Genomic DNA, 19,200 nt, shown 5'->3' on the forward strand with positions numbered 1-19,200 from the left:
CCTATTGGACCTGTTGCTCGACCGGCGTAAAGCCGAAGCGCTGGAAGATGCTCTGGGCGGTCTCCGTCTCCAGCCAATTGCGGAACGCTATCACGGCCTCTGTGGCCTCCGGAGTGGCGATCGCAACCGGATAGGTGATGGGTGTATGACTTTCCTGGGGAAACAGACCCAGGCGCTTGACCTTCTTGCTGGCCAGCGCATCAGTCTGGTAGACGATGCCCAGGGGTGTCTCGCCACGCTCGACCAGTGCCAGTGCGGCGCGGACGTTGTCGCCCCGGGCCAGCCGTGATTCCAGCGAATCCCATTCACCCAGGTTTTCCAGCGCCTGTTTGGCATAGATGCCGGCAGGGACATGCGCCGGGTCGCCTACAGAAAGTCGCTCCCCGGGGGCAAGTAGCGAAGCCAGGGGTTGGCCACCGCCGGGCACGAAGCGATCCGTTTCAGCGGATGTGGGCGCAACCAGCGCGAGCCGATTGTGGAACAGGTCGGTCCGCGCGGACAGTTTGATGCCCTGTTCGCCGAGCCAGTTCATCCATTTCTCGTTGGCCGATAGGTAGATATGTGCCGGGGCGCCGTTAGCGATCTGTCTGGCCAGCGTGGACGAAGAGGCGTATACGGGCACGATGTCTACATTGTGGTCCTTCTCATAACGGGTGATGGCCGCGTCCATCGCATCGGTCAGGGACGCTGCAGCGAAAACCTTAAAGCGTTGAGGGGATGCGGCCTGAGCCGGCAGCGACAGACTGGCGAGCGTCGCTATTAACAGTGTGGCGCTGGCTACCCTAAGGCAACGAACCGTCCAGCGGCGGAGAGGTCCGGTCATGCGATACCCGTTATGTATAAATGGAAATAACGGGTTCACTATAGTCTGTTGGAGGGCGTTGTCCAAGGGGCGGTTATTGACCCGTGTCAGGGGCCGGGGCGAGAAGATCGAGCAGTGCACCGGCTTCGTCGGCAAGGTCAGGATCGAGGCGCGCCTGCAAGGCGCGATACTGACGCAGCACCTGCTGGCCGAGTTCCGTAATTTCGGCACCGCCGCGCTGGCTTCCGCCGGATGTGGTAGCAATCACCGGCTGGGCAAAATGCTGGTTCATGGTGTTGATCAATTGCCATGCTTTCTTGTAGCTCAGTCCCATCTCTCGGCAGGCAGAGGAAATGGAGCCCGTGCGGCCGATGGCGTCCAGCAGGTCAGCCTTACCGGGGCCGATAACGACATCCTTGCCGGAGACCAGGCGGAGCTGGAAGTGGGGTTGGCGGTGGTGGGTGCGTGTCATGCCGGTCGTCTGCCACAGGAGTTCGGAAGTGAAAGACCGGTTCTATCACGGATGTCTGGAAAGAAACAGACTGGAGACAAAGCCGCCCCGTCACAGCCGTGAACGAGGCGGATGTCAGGCGATAAAGCCAGAAAGAATCAGTCGCTGAAACGTTCCAGGACCGCAGCGATCCCCTGGCCAACGCCGATGCACAGGCTGATCAGTGCATAACGACCATTCACGCGTTCCAACTGACGGGTGGCCGTAAGCGCGATGCGCGCACCGGATGCCCCCAGGGGATGGCCGACGGCGATGGCGCCGCCATTCGGGTTCAGCCGCGAATCCGTGGGGTCGATACCCAGCTTGGTGGTGCAGCCGAGGACCTGGGCGGCGAAGGCTTCGTTGATTTCGATAACGTCCATATCCTTCAGCGCCAGGCCGGCGCGGGCCAGTGCTTTTTCGCTGGCTGGCACGGGGCCATAGCCCATAACACTAGGCGGTACCCCGGCGATGGCGGCGGAAACGATGCGGGCCCGGGGGCGTACGCCCGCCTTTTCTCCGGCTTCGCGCGAGCCGATGATCAGCGCTGCGGCGCCATCGTTCACGCCAGACGCGTTGCCAGCGGTCACCACGCCGCCTTCAAACAGGGTGCGCAGTCCGGACAAGGCTTCGAGGTTGGACTGCGGGCGCGGATGCTCGTCTTTATCCACGGTCACCGAGGGTTTCTTGCGGCCCTGGGGGACCTCGACCGGCAGCAACTCTTCGTCGTAGAAGCCGTCTTTCAGGGCGGCGTCGTAGCGGGCCTGGCTCTGGGCGGCATAGCGGTCGACGGCGTCCCGCGAGAGGTTCAGTTCGCGGGCAATGTTATCGGCCGTTTGCGGCATGGTATCGCTACCATACTCGTTCTCGACCCGTGGGTTGGGGAAGCGGGCGCCGATAGTGCTGTCGAAAGCGCGAAAATCCCGGCTGTAGGGACTATCGGCCTTGGCCATGACGAAGGGCGCCCGGCTCATGCTCTCGGAGCCGCCGGCAACGAACAGTTCGCCTTCACCGCAGCGCACGGCGCGGGCGGCATCGATGACGGCGGCCAGGCCCGATCCACAGAGACGGTTGACTGTCAGGCCGCCCGTTTCAACCGGAAGTCCAGCCATCAGTCCCGCGTGGCGTGCGATATTGCGGGCATCTTCACCGGCCTGGTTGGTGCAACCGGCAATCACGTCTTCGTATAGCGCCTTGTCGAAATCGTTCCGCTCGACCACGGCCTGGATCACGCCAGCCAGCAGGTCGTCCGGCCGTACCTTGGCCAGGGCGCCGGCATGGCGTCCAAAGGGGGTTCTCAGGCCATCATAGATATACGCGGACATGGTGTCTCCCATCGTCGTGCCCTCCCGGTTCCGCTTTGTCGCTATTGCCACGTTTATCGTACGCGCGAATCAGCGCGGGTTAGCAACGTGCGCATGAAAGCGGGAGGGACTTGAGTTGGCGTAAATGTTAATATAGTTTCGTTAAGCGAAACTAAGTTTTATATATGAACTAGATTAATCGGGGGATATAACAAATGCAAGCCGTCCCGACGCCCCGTCACGGTCTCTCATGACGCAGTATTTCCTGCCTGCCGCCGTTCTCTGTGAACTGATTGCATTGCTGACCGGGAGCCACCTCCTGAGCCTGGTCGCCGGTTCCATTTTCCTCGTCTATTTCCTCCCGCGCTTGGGACGGTTGGAAGGCTATGCCCGTTATCTGATGTTGGTGACCGTCACCATGCTGACGGGGTTTCTGTTGACAGACCGGCTTTCCGGCCCGCAGCTTGCAGAGGCTGCAACGGCGGCGGCCTTCTATGGCGCATTTCTCGGGAGCCTGGGAACCATGCAGTGCCTGGTGCGCCGGTTCGAAGTGCTCAGGCGCATCCATGACGTGCTCCTCGGTGGCAAGCCGGCGTGGCTCTATCCCAAGTATGTGTTGACCAGTTGCAGTGTGGCCTCGGTGCTGAACTTCGGCGTGATGAACCTGCTTTGTGGTGCGCTCTCGGAAACCCTGAGCCAGCGTGGCATCACTGGGACGGCCCGGCTTCGCTGGTTGCGCAGCGTGCTCAGTAGTACCCTGCGTGGGTTTGCACTGGTTCCGCTGATCGCGCCGACCAGCGTAGCTGTAGCTATCATCACCCGCGAAGTGCCCTCGCTCAGTTGGGTGCAGATCCTGCCGTTCAGTGCGACTGCGGCGGTCGTCTTTATTGGCGTAGGGTGGCTGCTGGAATACCGGCGCTTCAGTCAGGTCAGCGCCGAGCGGACGTTGATGCGGGGATGGCCAGCGGGTACCGGACGTCTGGTGGCGGTGATAGCCATCGTATTTGCGTTGATGGCATTGCTGGTGCTCACGACACCGCTGAACGTATCGCGTGCCGCCATGCTTTCGGTGCCGACGGTGACCTTCCTTTATATGTGGCTGACGGATCGGGGGTTGGTAGCGGTAGCTGGCGAGGTGGCGGATAGTGTCGCCGGGCTGCATAACGAGATCTGCATTTTCGCTGCCTCGGCGGCGCTGGGCGTGGCCTTGTCGGCCCAGGTGCCTCCGGAAGTCTTGTCGCAGTTGCTGGATGGTCGGGCAAGCCTGTTCATTTTAGCCGCATGCAGCATGCTGATCCTGCCCTTGTTGGCTACGGTGGGTATCGCGCCAATCACGGTGCTGAGCTTCCTGGCGGGGTTGCTGTCCCAGTTTGCAGCGTCCGGCCTGGAGCCTTTGCTGGTCGCAGTCGCGTTGGTGATCGGCTTTTCCCTCGCGATGATGCTGTCACCCTTTGGGCCGTCGGTCATGCTGTTGTCGCGGTTTGGCCAGTTGTCCCGCTGGGTGGTTGCATTCGGTTGGAACGGAGTATTTGCGCTGACATCGATCCCGTTGATGCTTCTATTGCTCTGGGTATGGCTGCCCTGGGCGGCTTGACCGGGTTCAGGTGGATGGTCCAGGTGTAAGTAAGACTTCGAGGGTGAGCCGAAGTGCCACGCTCCGCCTACTCTGTGGCGGAACTTTTAAGTCAATTTCTTCGCTAAATACTCTGTAATTGGCTAACATGTTCTGCATAGCAAAATTTCGTATCAGTTAATTCACCAAACCTTCCGTCGCCCTCGATTCGTAGCGGGATAGTAATGAAACAAAAAGAAAGAGTGTTTCAGATTTGGCATGCAATTTGATTGCTGGTAGGTGGTACTCGTATCTTACTCTGATTAGAATAGAGCGAAATTTCATCATCGGCGTTTTATCGCTCAGAGTCAGGCTGCGATAGGCAGAGTTGAACTCGTTAGGCGAATTACCTGAAATGCCAAAGCGTGTTGGTCGCTTGTCTCGTGTTCCAGTCAATGCTGGAAAAGGACCAGGCCATTTCGTGAAGGTTGAGGGCTGTGGGGAGCACTAGGCAATTATGACGGCAAAACAGAAAATCAAAACGGATCTGGCCCTGGCAACGGGCGAGGGCCGATCGAAAACGGGTGAAAAGGATCGCAAGTTCGTCGAGGCGCTGTCCCGCGGGCTTGATGTGTTGCGTGCCTTCAGTCAGGGATCCGTGATCCTGGGTAATCAGGACATCGCCCGGCTGACAGGTCTGCCCAAGCCGACCGTTTCCCGCATGACCTACACCCTGACCAAGCTGGGTTACCTGAGCTATAACCCGCTGCTGGAGAAATACCAGCTCAGCTCTGGCGTTCTCGCCCTGGGTTACGCCTACGTCTCCAACCTGAAAGTGCGCCAGCTGGCCAAACCCTACATGGACGAGTTTGCCCGTCGCACCAACATGTCTGTTGGCCTGACCTGTCACGATCGCCTGCACATGATCTACGTGGAAAACCGCATGCCTCCGGAAGCCACGCTGTTGCGCATGGAGATTGGTCTGCGTCTGCCCATGGCGACCACCTCTGCGGGTCGTGCCTATTGCGCGGCGGTGAGCGAAAGCCAGCGCAAGATCCTGATGGACGGTATGGCCAAGAAATACGGTGATCAGTGGCCGGAGAAGCGAGAGGGCCTCGAACGCGCCATGGAAGAGTACAAGGCCAACGGCTTCTGTCTCTCCCTGGGCGAGTGGGACCGCAACATCAATTCCGCTGGGGTTCCGGTTCACCTGGAAGATGGCACCACCATGGTGCTGACCTGTGCGGCGCCATCCTACCTCATCTCCGGCGAGAAGCTGCGCGATTCCATTGCCCACCAGTTGGCAATGCTGGCGAGTGATATCGAGGCGCTTGGGGTCTGATTTCACGAGCCGGTCGCAGTGAGAGTAAGAACCGCGGGTCACGCCCGCGGTTTTTTTGTGCCTGCCTTTTCCTAAGACTTCACTGCCCGCGTAGCGTGCTGGTAAGGCGAAGCCGGACCGCACGGTGTTCGCCTTTTGGTTGGCGAACCTCGTGCCGGAAGCGGCGGGCCACCCTTGCCTACGCTGTCCTGCATGGCCGTCCCTGGCCAGCCATGACGACCGGGACATCCCTGTCCCTTCTTCGGCAAGGGTAGCCCGCCGCTTCTTCTAATCTCGAGTTGGTTCAATAACTAAATGATAGCTGGGCATCGCTTACTTCCGGGTAGGAGCTGCTAACGGCTTTCCTCGATCCTGACTTAGTTCCACGAATGATCGGTCGATGCGGTTCGCAGGCTCGCCCGTTCCTACTTCGACTGGTTTCTTTCCTCCCTGTTTGTATCGACTAAGCTGTTTGATTACCCGCCGTATTGATTCGTCTAACGATGCGCTGTCTCAATTTACTGTTGAAAGATCGATTGAAAATGGTTTAAATCGTCTTCAAGTTTCGCTTATTAAAACTGCATTCCATAGAAATACAAAAGGAGAGAGCAATGTCAGAGGTCGTCACCTATCAACGCGAAGGCGCCATCGGCGTCATTACCGTGAACTATCCGCCGGTCAACGCTCTCAGCCATGCCGTTCGCTCCGGCTTGCTCGACGCCCTCAAGCAGGGGCAGGCCGATGCTGAGGCCAAGGCGCTCCTACTGGTTTGTGAAGGCCGGACCTTCATCGCCGGCGCCGATATCCGTGAGTTCGGCAAGCCAATGCAGGAGCCGGGTCTGCCTACCGTTGTGGAAGCCTACGAGAACAGTGATAAGCCGATTATTGCCGCCATCCATGGCACGGCATTGGGCGGCGGGCTGGAAATGGCCCTTGGCTGTCATTACCGCGTTGCACTGGAAAGCGCCAAGGTGGGTCTGCCTGAAGTGAAGCTCGGGCTGCTGCCGGGCGCGGGTGGTACCCAGCGCCTGCCGCGTCTCGCCGGCGCCCAGAAATCCCTGGAGATGATCACCACTGGTGACTTCATTTCTGCCAGTGATGCACTGCAGGCCGGTATTGTCGATGCTGTGGAAGCCAGTTCCGATGCGAAGGCGGCAGGCGAACAGTTTGCCCTGAAAGTCATCGACGAAGGTAAGCCTGCTCGCCGTGTCCGCGAGCTGACTGACAGGATTGAAGCCGACAAAGGCAGTGACGTTTTCGAACAGTTCCGTACCGGCCTGCAGAAGAAGGCCCGTGGGCTGTTCTCGCCGTTCAAGTGCGTGGATGCGGTCGAAGCGGCTTTCCAACTGCCGTTCGAAGAGGGCATGAAGCGCGAGCGCGAGCTGTTTATGGAATGTATGGAATCGCCCCAGCGCGCTGGCCTGGTCCACGCTTTCTTCGCCGAGCGTGAAGTGTCCAAGGTGCCGGGACTGCCCAAGGATACGCCGGTTCGCGACATCAAGTCCGTGGGTATCATCGGCGCCGGCACCATGGGCGGCGGTATCGCCATGAACTTCGCCAACGTCGGTATCCCCGTGCGCCTGCTGGAAGTGAAGCAGGAAGCGCTGGACAAGGGTTTGGCCATCATTCGCCGCAACTATGAGAACACCGCCAAGAAAGGTCGGATAACCCAGGCCCAGGTAGAGGAGCGCATGGCGCTGATCCAGCCGACGCTGGCCTATGAGGATTTCGGTGATGTGGACCTGGTGATCGAGGCCGTGTTCGAAAACATGGGCATCAAGAAAGAGATCTTCGGCACCCTGGATAAGGTCTGTAAACAAGGCGCCATCCTGGCTTCGAATACCTCGACACTCGATATCGACGAGATTGCCTCGGCCACCAACCGTCCGGAAGACGTGGTGGGCATGCATTTCTTTAGTCCCGCTAACGTGATGAAGCTGCTTGAAAACGTGCGCGGCACCAAGACCGCTGACGACGTGAAGGCGACGGTGATGGACATCGCCAAGCGCATCAAGAAAGTCGGTGTACTGGTGGGCAACTGCTACGGCTTCGTCGGCAACCGGATGCTGCACCAGCGTGGCGCAGAGGCGATCAAACTGGTCAATGAGGGTGCGACGCCGCAGCAGGTGGACAAGGTGCTAACCGACCTGGGCTTCCCCATGGGTCAGTTCGCCATGTCCGATCTGGCCGGCATCGATGTTGGTTACCGTATCCGCGAAGAACGCCGCAATGCCGGCGAGAATATCCCGCCCAGTTGGATGGACAAACTGGCGGAGCAGGGTCGTCTCGGCCAGAAGACCCAGGCCGGTACCTACCTCTATGAGGAAGGCAGCCGCAAGCCGATCCCCGATCCGAAGGTGGATGCGCTGATCGAAGAGTTCCGCAAGGAGCAGGGCATCGAGCCGCGCGAGATCACCGACCAGGAAATCCTCGAACGCTGCATGTACGTGATGATCAACGAGGGTGCGAAGATCCTGGAAGAGGGCATCGCCGATCGGGCGCTGGATGTAGATATCGTCTGGATCTATGGCTACGGCTTCCCGGCCTACCGTGGTGGCCCGATGTTCTGGGCGGATCAGGTGGGCGTGAAGGAGATCTACGAGACCGTCAAGCGTTTCCACGACACCCTGGGCGGTGACCAGTGGAAGCCGGCCCCGTTGCTTGAGCGTCTGGCGAAGGAAGGCAAGACCTTCGGCAGCCTTTGATCCGAATCCGATCGTGATTTGCAAACCTGCGGTGCGAGCCGCGGGTTTGTTTCCCTATAACCACAATAGCTTTCCGAGGACTCTCTCATGTCTGACGCCGTAATCGTCTCCACCGCCCGTACCGGGCTGGGCAAATCCTATCGCGGTGCCCTGAACAACGCCCACAGTGTCGACCTGGCTGGCCATGTGATCCAGCATGCGGTCCAACGTGCGGGTATCGACCCCGCCGTCGTCGAGGACGTGATCCTGGGCGCCACGTTCCACGAAGGCGCGCAGGGCAAGAACATGGCTCGCCTGGCCGCCGTGCGTGCCGGCCTGCCGGTAACGACCGCCGGCCTGTCCATCAACCGTTTCTGCAGCTCCGGTCTGCAGTCCATCGCCCTGGCGTCCCAGCGCATCGTTTCAGAGAAAGTGCCCGCGATGGTCGCTGGCGGTGTGGAGTCCATCAGCTTGGTGCAGAACGACAAAATCAACCAGTTCCGCGCCACCAATGAATGGCTGATGAAGAACAAGCCAGAGCTGTACCTGTCCATGATCGAAACCGCGGACATTGTGGCCAAGCGCTACAACATTAGCCGTGAGGCCCAGGACGAGTACGCCCTGGTCAGCCAGCAGCGGACTGCCGCGGCGCAGGAAAAGGGCTACTTCGACGACGAGATCGTGCCCTACGATGCCACCATGTTGGTGAAGGACAAGGAAACCGGCGAGGTGAGCGAAAAGCAAGTCACCCTGACCAAGGATGAGTGCAACCGTCCGAATACCACCCTGGAAGGTCTGGCCGGCCTGAATCCGGTACGTGGTGACGACCAGTTCGTTACGGCCGGTAATGCGAGCCAGTTGTCCGACGGTGCATCGGTTTGTGTGGTGATGGACAGCACGTACGCCGAAAAGAACAACATCGAGCCCATGGGGATCTTCCGTGGTTTTGCCGTTGCTGGTTGCGAGCCGGATGAAATGGGTATTGGCCCGGTCTATGCCATCCCGCGTCTGCTGGAACGCACCGGGCTAAAGATGGACGATATCGACCTGTGGGAGTTGAACGAAGCCTTTGCTTCCCAGGTGGTCTATTGCCGTGATCGCCTGGGGATTCCCATGGACAAGCTGAACGTCAACGGCGGCTCGATCTCCATTGGCCACCCCTACGGTGTTACGGGCTCCCGTTTGACCGGCCATGCGCTGATCGAAGGCAAACGCCGCGGCGCCAAGTATGTCGTGGTGACCATGTGTATTGGTGGTGGTCAGGGTGCGGCTGGATTGTTTGAGGTCGTTTAACACCGTTGAGGCCTGGGCCGTTGTTGTGCGTGGCGAGGTGGTTGCCACGGGTTCGCAGCGGCAGGGGAGGCGAGGGGCGCCCATGGCGCCTCAGAAGCTGAAGCTTCTGCTACATGCTCGAGTTGGTTGCAAAATGTAGCCGACGCTTCAGCTTCGGAGCAGCCCGTAAGGGCTGCCACTCGCTCTTCAGGCCGCCTCAGCCGACAAACCCGAACTGCAAAAACTGTACAAGCAGCCAAACCGATAACAATAGGGCTTTACCATGCAGCAGCGCATCATTAATCCCCAGGATCTGGCCTTCCAACTCTTCGAACTGCACCGCACCGAAGATGTTTTGAACTATGACCGCTACGCCGATCACAGCCTGGAAACCCTACAGGCGGCACTCGATCTGGCATTGAAAGTCGCGGCGGAAGAGTTTGCGCCTCACGCCCGACTGGTGGATGAGGAAGAGCCTACCTTCGAGAGCGGCCGCGTCACCATGCGTCCTGAGGTCAAGAAGGCATTGGATGTGCTGCGCGAAACCGGTCTGATGGCCGCTGGCCAGAGCTACGAGCGTGGCGGTATGCAACTCCCCGCAGCCGTAGCGCAGATGTGCGTGGGCATGCTCAAGGGCGCCAACGTCGGCACCCAGGGGTATGCGGGTCTGACCATCGCTGCCGCCAACCTGATCCTGGCCCATGGCTCTGAAGAACAGAAACAGCGTTACGCCGATCACATGCTGGCGGGCCGCTTCTTCGGCACCATGTGCCTGACCGAGCCGCACGCCGGTTCCTCCCTGGGCGATCTGCGCACCCGTGCCGAGCCCCAGGACGACGGTAGCTACCGGCTCAAGGGCAACAAGATCTATATCTCCGCCGGCGACCACGAGCTGAGCGAGAACATCATTCACATGGTGCTTGCCCGCTTGCCGGATGCGCCTCCTGGCGTGAAGGGGATTTCCCTGTTCCTGGTGCCCAAGTCCCTGGTGAACGAGGACGGCAGTCTCGGTGAACGGAATGATGTCGCCCTGGCCGGCCTGATCCACAAGATGGGTTATCGCGGTACCACGTCCACCATGCTCAATTTCGGCGAGAAGGACGGCGCGGTGGGCTATCTGGTGGGAGAGCCGCACAAGGGCCTGGCAGCCATGTTCCACATGATGAACGAGGCGCGGATCGGCGTGGGCCTGGGCGCCGTTATGTTGGGCTATACCGGCTACCTGCATGCACTGGAGTACGCTCGCGAGCGCAGGCAGGGTCGCCCCATGGGCGAGAAGGATCCGGCAACGCCCCAGGTGCCGCTAATCCGTCATGCCGATATCCGCCGGATGCTGCTGACCCAGAAGGCCTATGTCGAAGGTGGTCTGGCCCTGTGCCTGGAAGGCGCGCGGCTGGTGGACGAGAAAAAGTTCGCCGCGTCCGACACCGAGCGCGCGGAAGCCGCCGGCGTGTTGGACCTGCTGACCCCGCTGATCAAGTCCTGGCCCTCCCAGTTCTGCCTTGAAGCCAACAGCCTGGCGATCCAGGTTCACGGCGGCTACGGCTATACCCGCGAGTACCCGGTGGAACAGTTCTACCGGGACAATCGCCTGAACCCGATCCATGAGGGCACCCACGGCATCCAGGGGCTCGACCTGCTGGGCCGCAAGGTCATCATGGCCAACGGCGAATACTACAATGCGCTGATGGGCAGGATACGCCGTACCATCAAAGAAGCGCGGGAAGTGGCCGAACTCAAGGACAGCGCCGAACGCCTGCAGGTCGCCATCGAACAGATGGCCCAGGCGACCGACGCCATCAATAAGGTACGCGCCTCCGGAGAAACCGAGCGGGCGTTAGCCAATGCCTCCCTTTATCTGGAAGCGTTCGGCCATACCGTGGTTGGGTGGCTCTGGCTGCGCCAGGCTCAGGTCGCCCTGCAGGGGATCGCCAACAGCGGTCCGCAGACCGAGGAATTCTACCGCGGCAAGCTGAAAGCCTGTGATTACTTCGCCCGTTACGAATTGCCACGGGTGGCGTCGCTGGCAGGACTGTTGGCGGAAGTCGACGGGACGGCCCTGAATATTGCCGATGCCGAATTTTAGATTCATTGCGGATACGCGTGAACGGGAGAGCGCCGCCTGACAAATATAACTACGGGCACCTGCGGCGCCTCAGAAGCTAAAGCGTCTGCTACATGCTCGAGTTTGATGCAAAGTGTAGCCGATGCTTCAGAGGGTGTTGCAAAACGTAGCGAGCGAAGGCCAGGCAAGGCGGAAATTCGCGAAAAAGCGCAGTTTACTGGTCGTAAATGAGCATTTTGAGGGAATTTCCAACGCCGCATGGCCGAGCGCAGTAGTTTTGCAACACCCTCTTCAGCTTCGGAGCAGCCTGTAGGGCTGCCTATTTCCGGGACGCTTTCGCGGTACGGCTTCCCGTTAAAATACGATGAATCGAGTTGAAGGGGCTGCTGTTAACGAATTTGCAGCACCACAGAGATAACTACAGATAACCATAAAAAGGGAGAACGAATCATGACGCGTGACGCAAAGGCTGTTATCTGCCGGGAATGGGGTAAGCCCATCACGGTGGAAACCATCAAAGTGGCTCCACCCAAGCGCAATGAAATCACCATCAAGGTGGCGGCCTGTGGCGTGTGCCACAGCGACCTGTCGGCCACCACCGGCAAGATCCAGTACCCGCCGCCCCTGGTGCTGGGCCACGAAGCAGCCGGGGTCGTGATCGAAGTGGGTGAGGGTGTGACCGACTTCCAGGAAGGCGACCATGTGGTCAGTTCCTTCATCTCGATGTGTGGCAAGTGCCGCCAGTGCGTGCGCGGACGCCCGGTGCTGTGCGAGAACGCGCGCAAGGCGATGTTCACCCTGCCGGACGGCAGCGTGCGCACCACCGATGCCGACGGCAATGACCTGAACGTGTTCGGCGCCTGCGGCGTGATGGCCGAATACGCCACCCTGCACGTGGACAATGCGGTCAAGATCGAGCAGGGCGTGCCGTTGCAGAACGCGGCGCTGGTGGGCTGCGCGGTGATGACCGGTGTCGGTGCCGTGTTCAATACGGCGAAGCTGGAACCGGGGTCCCGGGCGGCGGTCTTTGGTGTTGGCGGTGTCGGCCTCAATGCCATCCAGGGCTGCGCGACGGCCGGCGCGGAAATGATCGTTGCCGTGGACACCAGCGACAAGAAGCTGGAGATGGCCAAGGAATTCGGCGCCACCCATACGGTGAACATCAACGAAGTGGACGACGCCGCCAAGGCGGTGAAGAAGCTGACCGGTGGTGTGGACTACGCCTTTGAATGCGTCGGTGCCGGTGCGGTGGCTGCGCAAGCCTACAAGTGCCTGGGTCGAGGCGGCACTGCCGTGGTGGTCGGGGTGGCCGACCCCAAGGACAAGACGGAAATCGGAACGCTGTCCCTGCCCGCCGATGAGCGTACGCTCAAGGGTAGCTGGTTGGGTTCGGCCCGTCCGCAGCACGATTTTCCCCGTATCCTTGCGTTGTACAAGGCGGGCAAGCTCAAGCTCGACGAGCTGATCACCCAGACTTATAGCATCGACCAGGCCCCACAGGCGTTCGACGACATGGTTTCCGGCAAGAATGCCCGCGGCGTGATTGTCTTTGAATAAAACCCACTTTGAGGAATGAAGATGAAGAACCTGAGCAAGCTCTACATCAACGGCCAGTGGGAAGACTGGAGCGGCGATACCCTTAATGTCTACGAAGCCGCCACGGGGGAAGTAATGGCCAAGGTGCCAGCGGCCGGCCGGTCCGACATGGAGCGGGCCATAGAAGCCGCTCACAATGCTTTCGAGAGCTGGTCCGAAACCTCGCTGGACGAGCGACTGAAGATCCTCAAGCAATTGCTGGACGGCTTGAAGGAACGGGCACCGGAGATTGCCGAAACGGTGAGCCGGGAAGTGGGTATGCCGGCCAAGCTGGCGGGCCAGATCCAGGCGGGTATGCCGATCGTCACCACCAAGTCCTATCTGGAGCTGCTGCCGGAGTTCCAGTTCAGCGAGCAGGTCGGCAACTCCGAAGTGCAGTACACGCCCGTGGGTGTCGTCGGCTGTATCACGCCCTGGAACTATCCGTTGCACCAGGTGATGCTGAAAGTGGTGCCGGCCATGGCTGCAGGCTGCACAGTGGTTCTCAAGCCCAGTGAAATCGCGCCAGGCAGTGCGTTTATCCTGTCGGAAATCCTCGACGCGACCGACCTGCCCAAGGGTGTGTTCAACATGGTTTGTGGTCTGGGCCAGGAGGTGGGCGACACGCTGATCAAGCATCCGCAGGTGAGCATGGTCTCCTTTACCGGCTCCACCCGCACCGGGCACTTGATCGCCCACGCCGCCGCCGACGATTTCAAACGCTACGCGCTGGAAATGGGCGGCAAATCAGCGTCGGTCGTCCTGCCGGATGCGGACCTGAAAGCCGCAGTGAAGGGCACGATCAACAACTGCCTGCTCAATTCCGGCCAGACCTGCACTGCGCTGACCCGCATGCTGGTACCCGCAGAAAAGCACGACGAAGCCTGCGAGCTGGCAGCTGAAGCCGTGGCCAAGATGACGCCGGGCAACCCGCTGGAAGAGACCACGCGTCTTGGGCCGCTGGCCTCTGCACAGCAGCGCGACAAAGTGTTCGAGTATATCCGCCTGGGTATCGAAGAGGGCGCGACCCTCGTGGCCGGTGGCGCCGAGGCGCCGGAAGGCTTGGATAAAGGCTACTTCGTCAAGGCGACGGTATTCGGCAACGTGAAGCCGGATAGCCGTATTGCCCAGGAGGAGATCTTCGGCCCTGTTCTGTGTGTCATTCCCTACAACGACGAAGCCGAAGCGGTGAAGATCGCCAACGGCACGGCGTATGGTCTGTCCGGAGCGGTCTGGTCCGGCGATGCCGACAAGGCGAAGAAGATTGCCGGCAAGCTGCGCACCGGTCAGGTGTTTGTCAATGGCGGTGCCTTTAATCCACAGGCGCCGTTTGGCGGTTTTGGTCATTCCGGCGTGGGCCGGGAATTCGGAAAATGGGGCCTCGAGGAATTCCTGGAGGTACGTTCTCTCCAGCTTTAATCGGTGGTTTAATAGGTGCCTATCTTTCTAGGCGCCTAATTCAGGAGATCAACAACGATGAGCAGTGTCTGGACCCATACCCCGACCGTGGAAGAAATGCAGGTACACAGCGAGAACACTGCTGTAAGTACCATGGGTATTGAGTTCCTCGAAGCCGGGGACGATTACCTCAAGGCGCGGATGCCGGTGGACCAGCGTACCGTGCAACCGTTTGGCATTCTCCATGGCGGGGCGTCGGTGGTGCTGGCGGAAACCCTCGGTAGCGTTGCCGCCAACCATTGCCTGCGTAAGCCGACCCAGGCGGCGGTGGGTCTGGAAATCAACGCCAACCATATCCGCTCGGTCTCATCTGGTTGGGTCTACGGCACGGCGCGGCCCCACCATATTGGCGGCTCGACCCAGGTTTGGGAGATTCGCATTGAGGACGAGCAGGGCCGGCTGACCTGCATTTCCCGTATTACGATGGCTGTGATCAACAGGCCAGGGTGATAGCTCGACTACAATCAGCCTCGATCAAGTGGAGGGTCGATCGGATCCTCTGCTTGTTTTCGTCTTGGACGTTCCTTCAGGGCTGACCGCCCAGCAGAATACGCACCGCCTTACACGCTTCCTCCAGTTCCTCTTCCTGTGGCTCCCGGCCGCAAATCACGTCGCTGTAGAGGCAGGATTCGGCCAGTCGCACCATAAAGTAGGACAGGCTCTCGGTCTTCATGGCCGGTTGTTTCAAGTAACCGCCGTCAATCTGTTCCCAGAGTAGCCGTGTGTTCGATTGGACCACGCGGCTATGCAGCGTCGAACTGGTGGAGGTCAAAATACGCAAGGCGTACTCAGGATCTTCGCCGATAAAGCGTCGCAGGGCGGTGTCGTTAAGCAGGGCGGCGTTGATGCGGTGGTAAACGCCGACAATGTAGTCGATGCCTTGACCCTGCACTTCGCGGCGGGCGCGATCGCGAAGCGGGGCGTAGAGCGACCAGAGGATCTCCCCCAGCAGCAGGTCCTTGTTGCCGACCCAGCGAAACAGGGTGGCGCGACCGATATTCAATTCCTCGGCAAGGGACGCCAGGTGAATGCGCTCACCTTTGAGCCATTGGTCGCGGGCCTTGCGAAAAGCATCGTCGGGCGTGGCCCTCGTCGGGCGGGATGACGATTCAGACAGCGCCGCCTCGGCGGTAGTTACTTGCTTCGTCACAGTAGCATTGTCCTCATTTGGTCAGGCATTTCTTATTTATTTGCATTAAGTATACATTTCCAAATTCGCATGCCGAACAAAGCAGTGCACATTGTTTACAGACGTGGGTCGTAGGACGAAGGGGGTTTGGCCTCGGCGACATATCGCGAGTGAACATGCCGGATCTTGTGCATGCTATTGAGGTCTCATGAGCGCCTGTTGGTTTTCATTCTAGCGTCACAGCGCCCATCCCGTTCTATTGCTGTCGCTAGAATAGCCCACCATCTGCAGCTCCCCTTCCCAAGACCGAGCCTGGTTGACGACTTGCAGAGCGCATTGATTTGATGTGTTTTGACGTCGATAATGAAATCAAGTTTCAACAAATAAAATAAACGCGTCACTATCGCCTGCGGGGAACCTATGAAGACAAGAATCACTGACCTGTTCCAGATTGAGCACCCCATCATCCAGGGCGGCATGCACCATGTCGGTTATGCCGAACTCGCGGCCGCCGTCTCCAACGCGGGCGGTCTTGGCATCATTACCGGTCTGACCCAGCCGACGCCGGAAGACCTGGCCCGGGAAATTTCACGCTGTCGGGATATGACCGACAAGCCCTTCGGCGTCAACCTGACCTTCCTGCCCAGCTTCAAGGCGCCACCGTATCCCGAATACATCCAGGCGATTATCGAGGGTGGCGTAAAGGCGGTGGAAACGGCGGGCCGCAGTCCCGAGCAATACATGCCTTCCCTGAAAGAAGCCGGCATCAAGGTGATCCACAAATGCACGTCCGTGCGTCACGCGCTCAAGGCAGAGAAGATCGGCTGTGACGCCGTGAGCGTCGACGGGTTCGAGTGTGGCGGCCATCCCGGCGAGGACGATATTCCCAACTTCATACTGTTACCGCGGGCAGCGGAAGAGCTGGGTATTCCCTTCGTCGCATCCGGTGGCATGGCTGACGGCCGCAGCCTCGTGGCTGCCATGGCCCTGGGCGCCGAAGGCATGAATATGGGGACCCGCTTTATCGCCACCATCGACGCCCCGGTGCATGACAACGTCAAACAGGCGCTGCTGGAAGCGGACGAGCGCCAGACCCGCCTGATCATGCGTAACCTCCGCAATACCGAGCGGGTCATGAAGAATGCGGCTGTGGACGAGATTATTCGCATCGAAGCGCTCAAGGGCGAGGCCGTGGCGATCGACGATATCCGTCACCTGGTCACCGGTGTGCAGGGTCGCAAGGTGCTGCAGGATGGTGAGATGGATGCGGCGGCCTGGAGCTGCGGTATGGTGGCCGGGTTGATCCACGACATTCCCAGTTGTGCGGAGCTGATCGGGCGTATCATGAAGCAGGCAGAAACCATCATCAGCCAACGGCTGGCGGGCTTCGTCCAGTCATAAGGAGACGGTATGGCAGGGGCAATGGAACGTTTTGTTGAGGGTGGCACTTTCTTCGAGGGGCCGCGCTGGCACGGCGGCCACTGGTGGGCGTCGGATTTCTACTCCCATGCAGTCAGCAGGATCAGCGCGGATGGCAAGATGGAAACCGTCTGCGAAGTGCCGGGCCAACCCTCGGGTCTGGGCTGGCTGCCGGACGGCTCCATGCTGATTGTCTCGATGCTCGATCATCGGGTCCTGCGCCGCTGGCCGGATGGTCGGATCGATACCCACGCCGATCTGAGCGAGTTCGCCACCGGTCATGCCAACGACATGGTGGTCGCGGAGGACGGCACCGCCTGGGTGGGCAATTTCGGTTTCGACCTGATGGAAGGTGAAGACATGCGTCCCGCCTGCCTGGTACGGGTCACTCCGGAAGGCGAGGTTTCACTGGCGGCGGACGATCTCTATTTCCCTAATGGCGCGGTGATCACGCCCGACGGCAAGAGCCTGATCGTCGGTGAGACCTTTGGCAACCGCATGACCACTTTCACCATCGACTCGAAGGGTGAGCTCATTGACCGACGTGCCTGGGCGGCATTTGGTCCACGTCCTGAGCCAGGCCCCCGTGCAGAACTCCTTAAACAGCTTGCCGTCGGCCCTGATGGCTGCTGCCTGGACGCCGAGAATCACATCTGGATCGCCGATGCCTTCAACCAGCGCTGCATCCGCGTCGCGCCCGGTGGCGACATTGTCGATGAAGTGAGAACACCGGATGGCCAGGGCGTCTTCGCCTGTATGCTCGGCGGCGAGGATGGCCGCACGCTACTGCTCTGCGTCGCTCCCGATTCCAGCGCCAAACGCCGCCGGCAAGTGCGGGAGGCCAGCCTGTGGACCGCCCGGGTCGACGTGCCTCACGCGGGCCGGCCGTGATCAGTCCGCGTCAGACGAATGTCTTGGCGCGGTTCCACTTTTATTGATAGAGGTCAATGAAGCAGACGAAACCCTCTCGTGATACTGCTTGAACTATAGGGCCCCGGAAAACGGTCTGGTATCTTGCCGGCGCCCCGCAGTGGGGTTCAGGCAGGAAAGGGGAGGACCGACATGCGTTCGGTGGCATCGAAAGACAGCGACATCGTATTCCAGAGTTACGGTCGCTGCTGCAACAACGAGATTTTCTTCATCGATTTCTACGACCGGTTCATGAGCAGTTCGCCGGCGATCTTCGAGCGGTTTCGCGAGACTGACATGAAGCAGCAGCGTCACTTGCTGCGTAACGGGATCATGCAACTGGTGCTTTATTCGAGAGGTATGTCGGATGCCAAGCTACGGTCCCTGGGCAAGAGTCACGATCGCCACGGCTATAATATTCGTCCCGAGTGGTATGAACTCTGGATAGAAGCGCTCATTGCCACCCTGCGCGAGCACGATCCGGTGTTCTCACCGGAGGTTGAAACCGCCTGGCGCCGTGCGATTGCCCCGGGTGTGGAGCTCATTCGCGGGGCCTATTGATCCCGGTTTTGACCATCATACCGGCGCTGAACGTCCTCGGGCATCTGGGCGAGTTGCCGCCTGACCAATATGTTCATACTTCGCTTTAGCGGACCGGTATCAACCTTCGGACATACCTGTTCCAGCAGGTAGGCGATCGCTTCTGCTGTGGAAAGGCTATCGCCGCGCGGAGCCTTGCGGATTCGGTAGGTGGACGCGGGCGGTGTGTCGAAATGGAATTGGGGAAGATCATTTAGCCAGGGATTGCTCAGAAAGATTTTCCGGGCCTTGCGCCAAGTGCCATCGATAACGATCCACTCTGAAATGCCGGATGTATCGGACGTCTCCATAGGTTGGCTGGATAGCGTGGGAAAAAGGACGCCCATCGGTACCCGGGCGCTGCGGGCCGATAGCGTCGAGAACGCGTCCGGCTGTTCCCCGATCAGGGTCTGGAGCCCGGGCAGACAGGCGTCCGCCACACGCAACGTACCCTTACTGTGCGCCACCTCGGTGGGGTGCTGCAGTACCCACAGCGGTGGAGCGTCGGCTACGGTTTCACAGACATCGCATACGCAGATGTTGATGTGGACTCCGCAGTCGGGACACAGACCTTCGCGCATTCTTCCTCCCGGTTGCGCCCATCATAGCCGCGGGTACGCCGCTTGGCCATGTTGGGAACA

General features: G+C 59.9%; 16 protein-coding genes. 11 read left to right on the plus strand and 5 right to left on the minus strand.

Annotated features, from left to right (window positions below; translation table 11 throughout):
- Position 1: 1 nt before the first annotated feature.
- The 3 genes from modA to RE428_RS02120 form a co-directional block, all read right to left on the minus strand.
- Positions 2-823, minus strand: coding sequence for a molybdate ABC transporter substrate-binding protein (gene modA, locus RE428_RS02110; RefSeq protein WP_051079747.1), 822 nt, complete (start codon positions 821-823; stop codon positions 2-4).
- Positions 824-896: 73 nt separating this feature from the next.
- Positions 897-1,274: a winged helix-turn-helix domain-containing protein gene (locus RE428_RS02115; protein ID WP_004579190.1), complete on the minus strand. Its 378-nt coding sequence runs from the start codon at positions 1,272-1,274 to the stop codon at positions 897-899.
- A 137-nt stretch (positions 1,275-1,411) separates the two neighbouring features.
- A complete protein-coding gene (locus RE428_RS02120) occupies positions 1,412-2,617 on the minus strand; it encodes a 3-oxoadipyl-CoA thiolase (protein ID WP_040882849.1) in 1,206 nt (401 codons plus the stop codon).
- A gap of 229 nt (positions 2,618-2,846) precedes the next feature.
- On the opposite strand from RE428_RS02120, the gene RE428_RS02125 reads away from it, so the two are divergent.
- The 8 genes from RE428_RS02125 (at position 2,847) to RE428_RS02160 (ending at position 14,973) form a co-directional block, all read left to right on the plus strand.
- On the plus strand, positions 2,847-4,190 hold the full coding sequence (locus tag RE428_RS02125) for a hypothetical protein (RefSeq protein ID WP_004579188.1): 1,344 nt from the start codon (positions 2,847-2,849) through the stop codon (positions 4,188-4,190).
- Between the two features lie 475 nt (positions 4,191-4,665).
- Positions 4,666-5,490 carry an IclR family transcriptional regulator gene (locus tag RE428_RS02130; RefSeq protein WP_004579187.1) on the plus strand — a complete coding sequence of 275 codons (825 nt, stop codon included), beginning with the start codon at positions 4,666-4,668 and terminating at the stop codon, positions 5,488-5,490.
- A gap of 590 nt (positions 5,491-6,080) precedes the next feature.
- Positions 6,081-8,174 carry a 3-hydroxyacyl-CoA dehydrogenase NAD-binding domain-containing protein gene (locus RE428_RS02135; RefSeq protein ID WP_004579186.1) on the plus strand — a complete coding sequence of 698 codons (2,094 nt, stop codon included), beginning with the start codon at positions 6,081-6,083 and terminating at the stop codon, positions 8,172-8,174.
- 87 nt (positions 8,175-8,261) lie between these two features.
- A complete protein-coding gene (locus RE428_RS02140; RefSeq protein WP_004579185.1) occupies positions 8,262-9,446 on the plus strand; it encodes an acetyl-CoA C-acyltransferase in 1,185 nt (394 codons plus the stop codon).
- 262 nt (positions 9,447-9,708) lie between these two features.
- Positions 9,709-11,511: an acyl-CoA dehydrogenase gene (locus RE428_RS02145; RefSeq protein ID WP_004579184.1), complete on the plus strand. Its 1,803-nt coding sequence runs from the start codon at positions 9,709-9,711 to the stop codon at positions 11,509-11,511.
- 429 nt (positions 11,512-11,940) lie between these two features.
- Positions 11,941-13,047, plus strand: a complete 1,107-nt coding sequence (locus RE428_RS02150) for a zinc-binding dehydrogenase (RefSeq protein WP_004579183.1) — start codon at positions 11,941-11,943, stop codon at positions 13,045-13,047.
- Between the two features lie 21 nt (positions 13,048-13,068).
- On the plus strand, positions 13,069-14,484 hold the full coding sequence (locus tag RE428_RS02155) for an aldehyde dehydrogenase family protein (RefSeq protein WP_004579182.1): 1,416 nt from the start codon (positions 13,069-13,071) through the stop codon (positions 14,482-14,484).
- Positions 14,485-14,541: 57 nt separating this feature from the next.
- The gene (locus tag RE428_RS02160; RefSeq protein ID WP_004579181.1) at positions 14,542-14,973 is read left to right on the plus strand and encodes a hotdog fold thioesterase; all 432 of its coding nucleotides are present in this window, start codon (positions 14,542-14,544) and stop codon (positions 14,971-14,973) included.
- A gap of 76 nt (positions 14,974-15,049) precedes the next feature.
- On the opposite strand, the gene RE428_RS02165 is transcribed toward RE428_RS02160, so the two are convergent.
- The gene (locus tag RE428_RS02165) at positions 15,050-15,673 is read right to left on the minus strand and encodes a QsdR family transcriptional regulator (RefSeq protein WP_004579180.1); all 624 of its coding nucleotides are present in this window, start codon (positions 15,671-15,673) and stop codon (positions 15,050-15,052) included.
- Positions 15,674-16,072: 399 nt separating this feature from the next.
- Between RE428_RS02165 and RE428_RS02170 the strand changes: the two genes are divergently transcribed.
- From RE428_RS02170 to RE428_RS02180, 3 genes are all read left to right on the plus strand, one after another.
- Positions 16,073-17,053, plus strand: coding sequence for an NAD(P)H-dependent flavin oxidoreductase (locus RE428_RS02170; RefSeq protein WP_004579179.1), 981 nt, complete (start codon positions 16,073-16,075; stop codon positions 17,051-17,053).
- A gap of 9 nt (positions 17,054-17,062) precedes the next feature.
- Entirely contained in the window at positions 17,063-17,962 is a 900-nt protein-coding gene (locus tag RE428_RS02175; RefSeq protein WP_115840213.1) for an SMP-30/gluconolactonase/LRE family protein, read from the plus strand.
- A 171-nt stretch (positions 17,963-18,133) separates the two neighbouring features.
- A complete protein-coding gene (locus RE428_RS02180) occupies positions 18,134-18,541 on the plus strand; it encodes a globin (protein WP_004579177.1) in 408 nt (135 codons plus the stop codon).
- Here RE428_RS02180 and RE428_RS02185 read toward each other — a convergent pair.
- Positions 18,535-19,140 carry a tRNA-uridine aminocarboxypropyltransferase gene (locus RE428_RS02185; RefSeq protein ID WP_004579176.1) on the minus strand — a complete coding sequence of 202 codons (606 nt, stop codon included), beginning with the start codon at positions 19,138-19,140 and terminating at the stop codon, positions 18,535-18,537. The two genes, RE428_RS02180 and RE428_RS02185, sit on opposite strands and share 7 nt — an antisense overlap.
- Positions 19,141-19,200: the final 60 nt, after the last annotated feature.

It is taken from the genome of Marinobacter nanhaiticus D15-8W (assembly GCF_036511935.1).
In the GTDB taxonomy this organism is placed as follows: domain Bacteria; phylum Pseudomonadota; class Gammaproteobacteria; order Pseudomonadales; family Oleiphilaceae; genus Marinobacter_A; species Marinobacter_A nanhaiticus.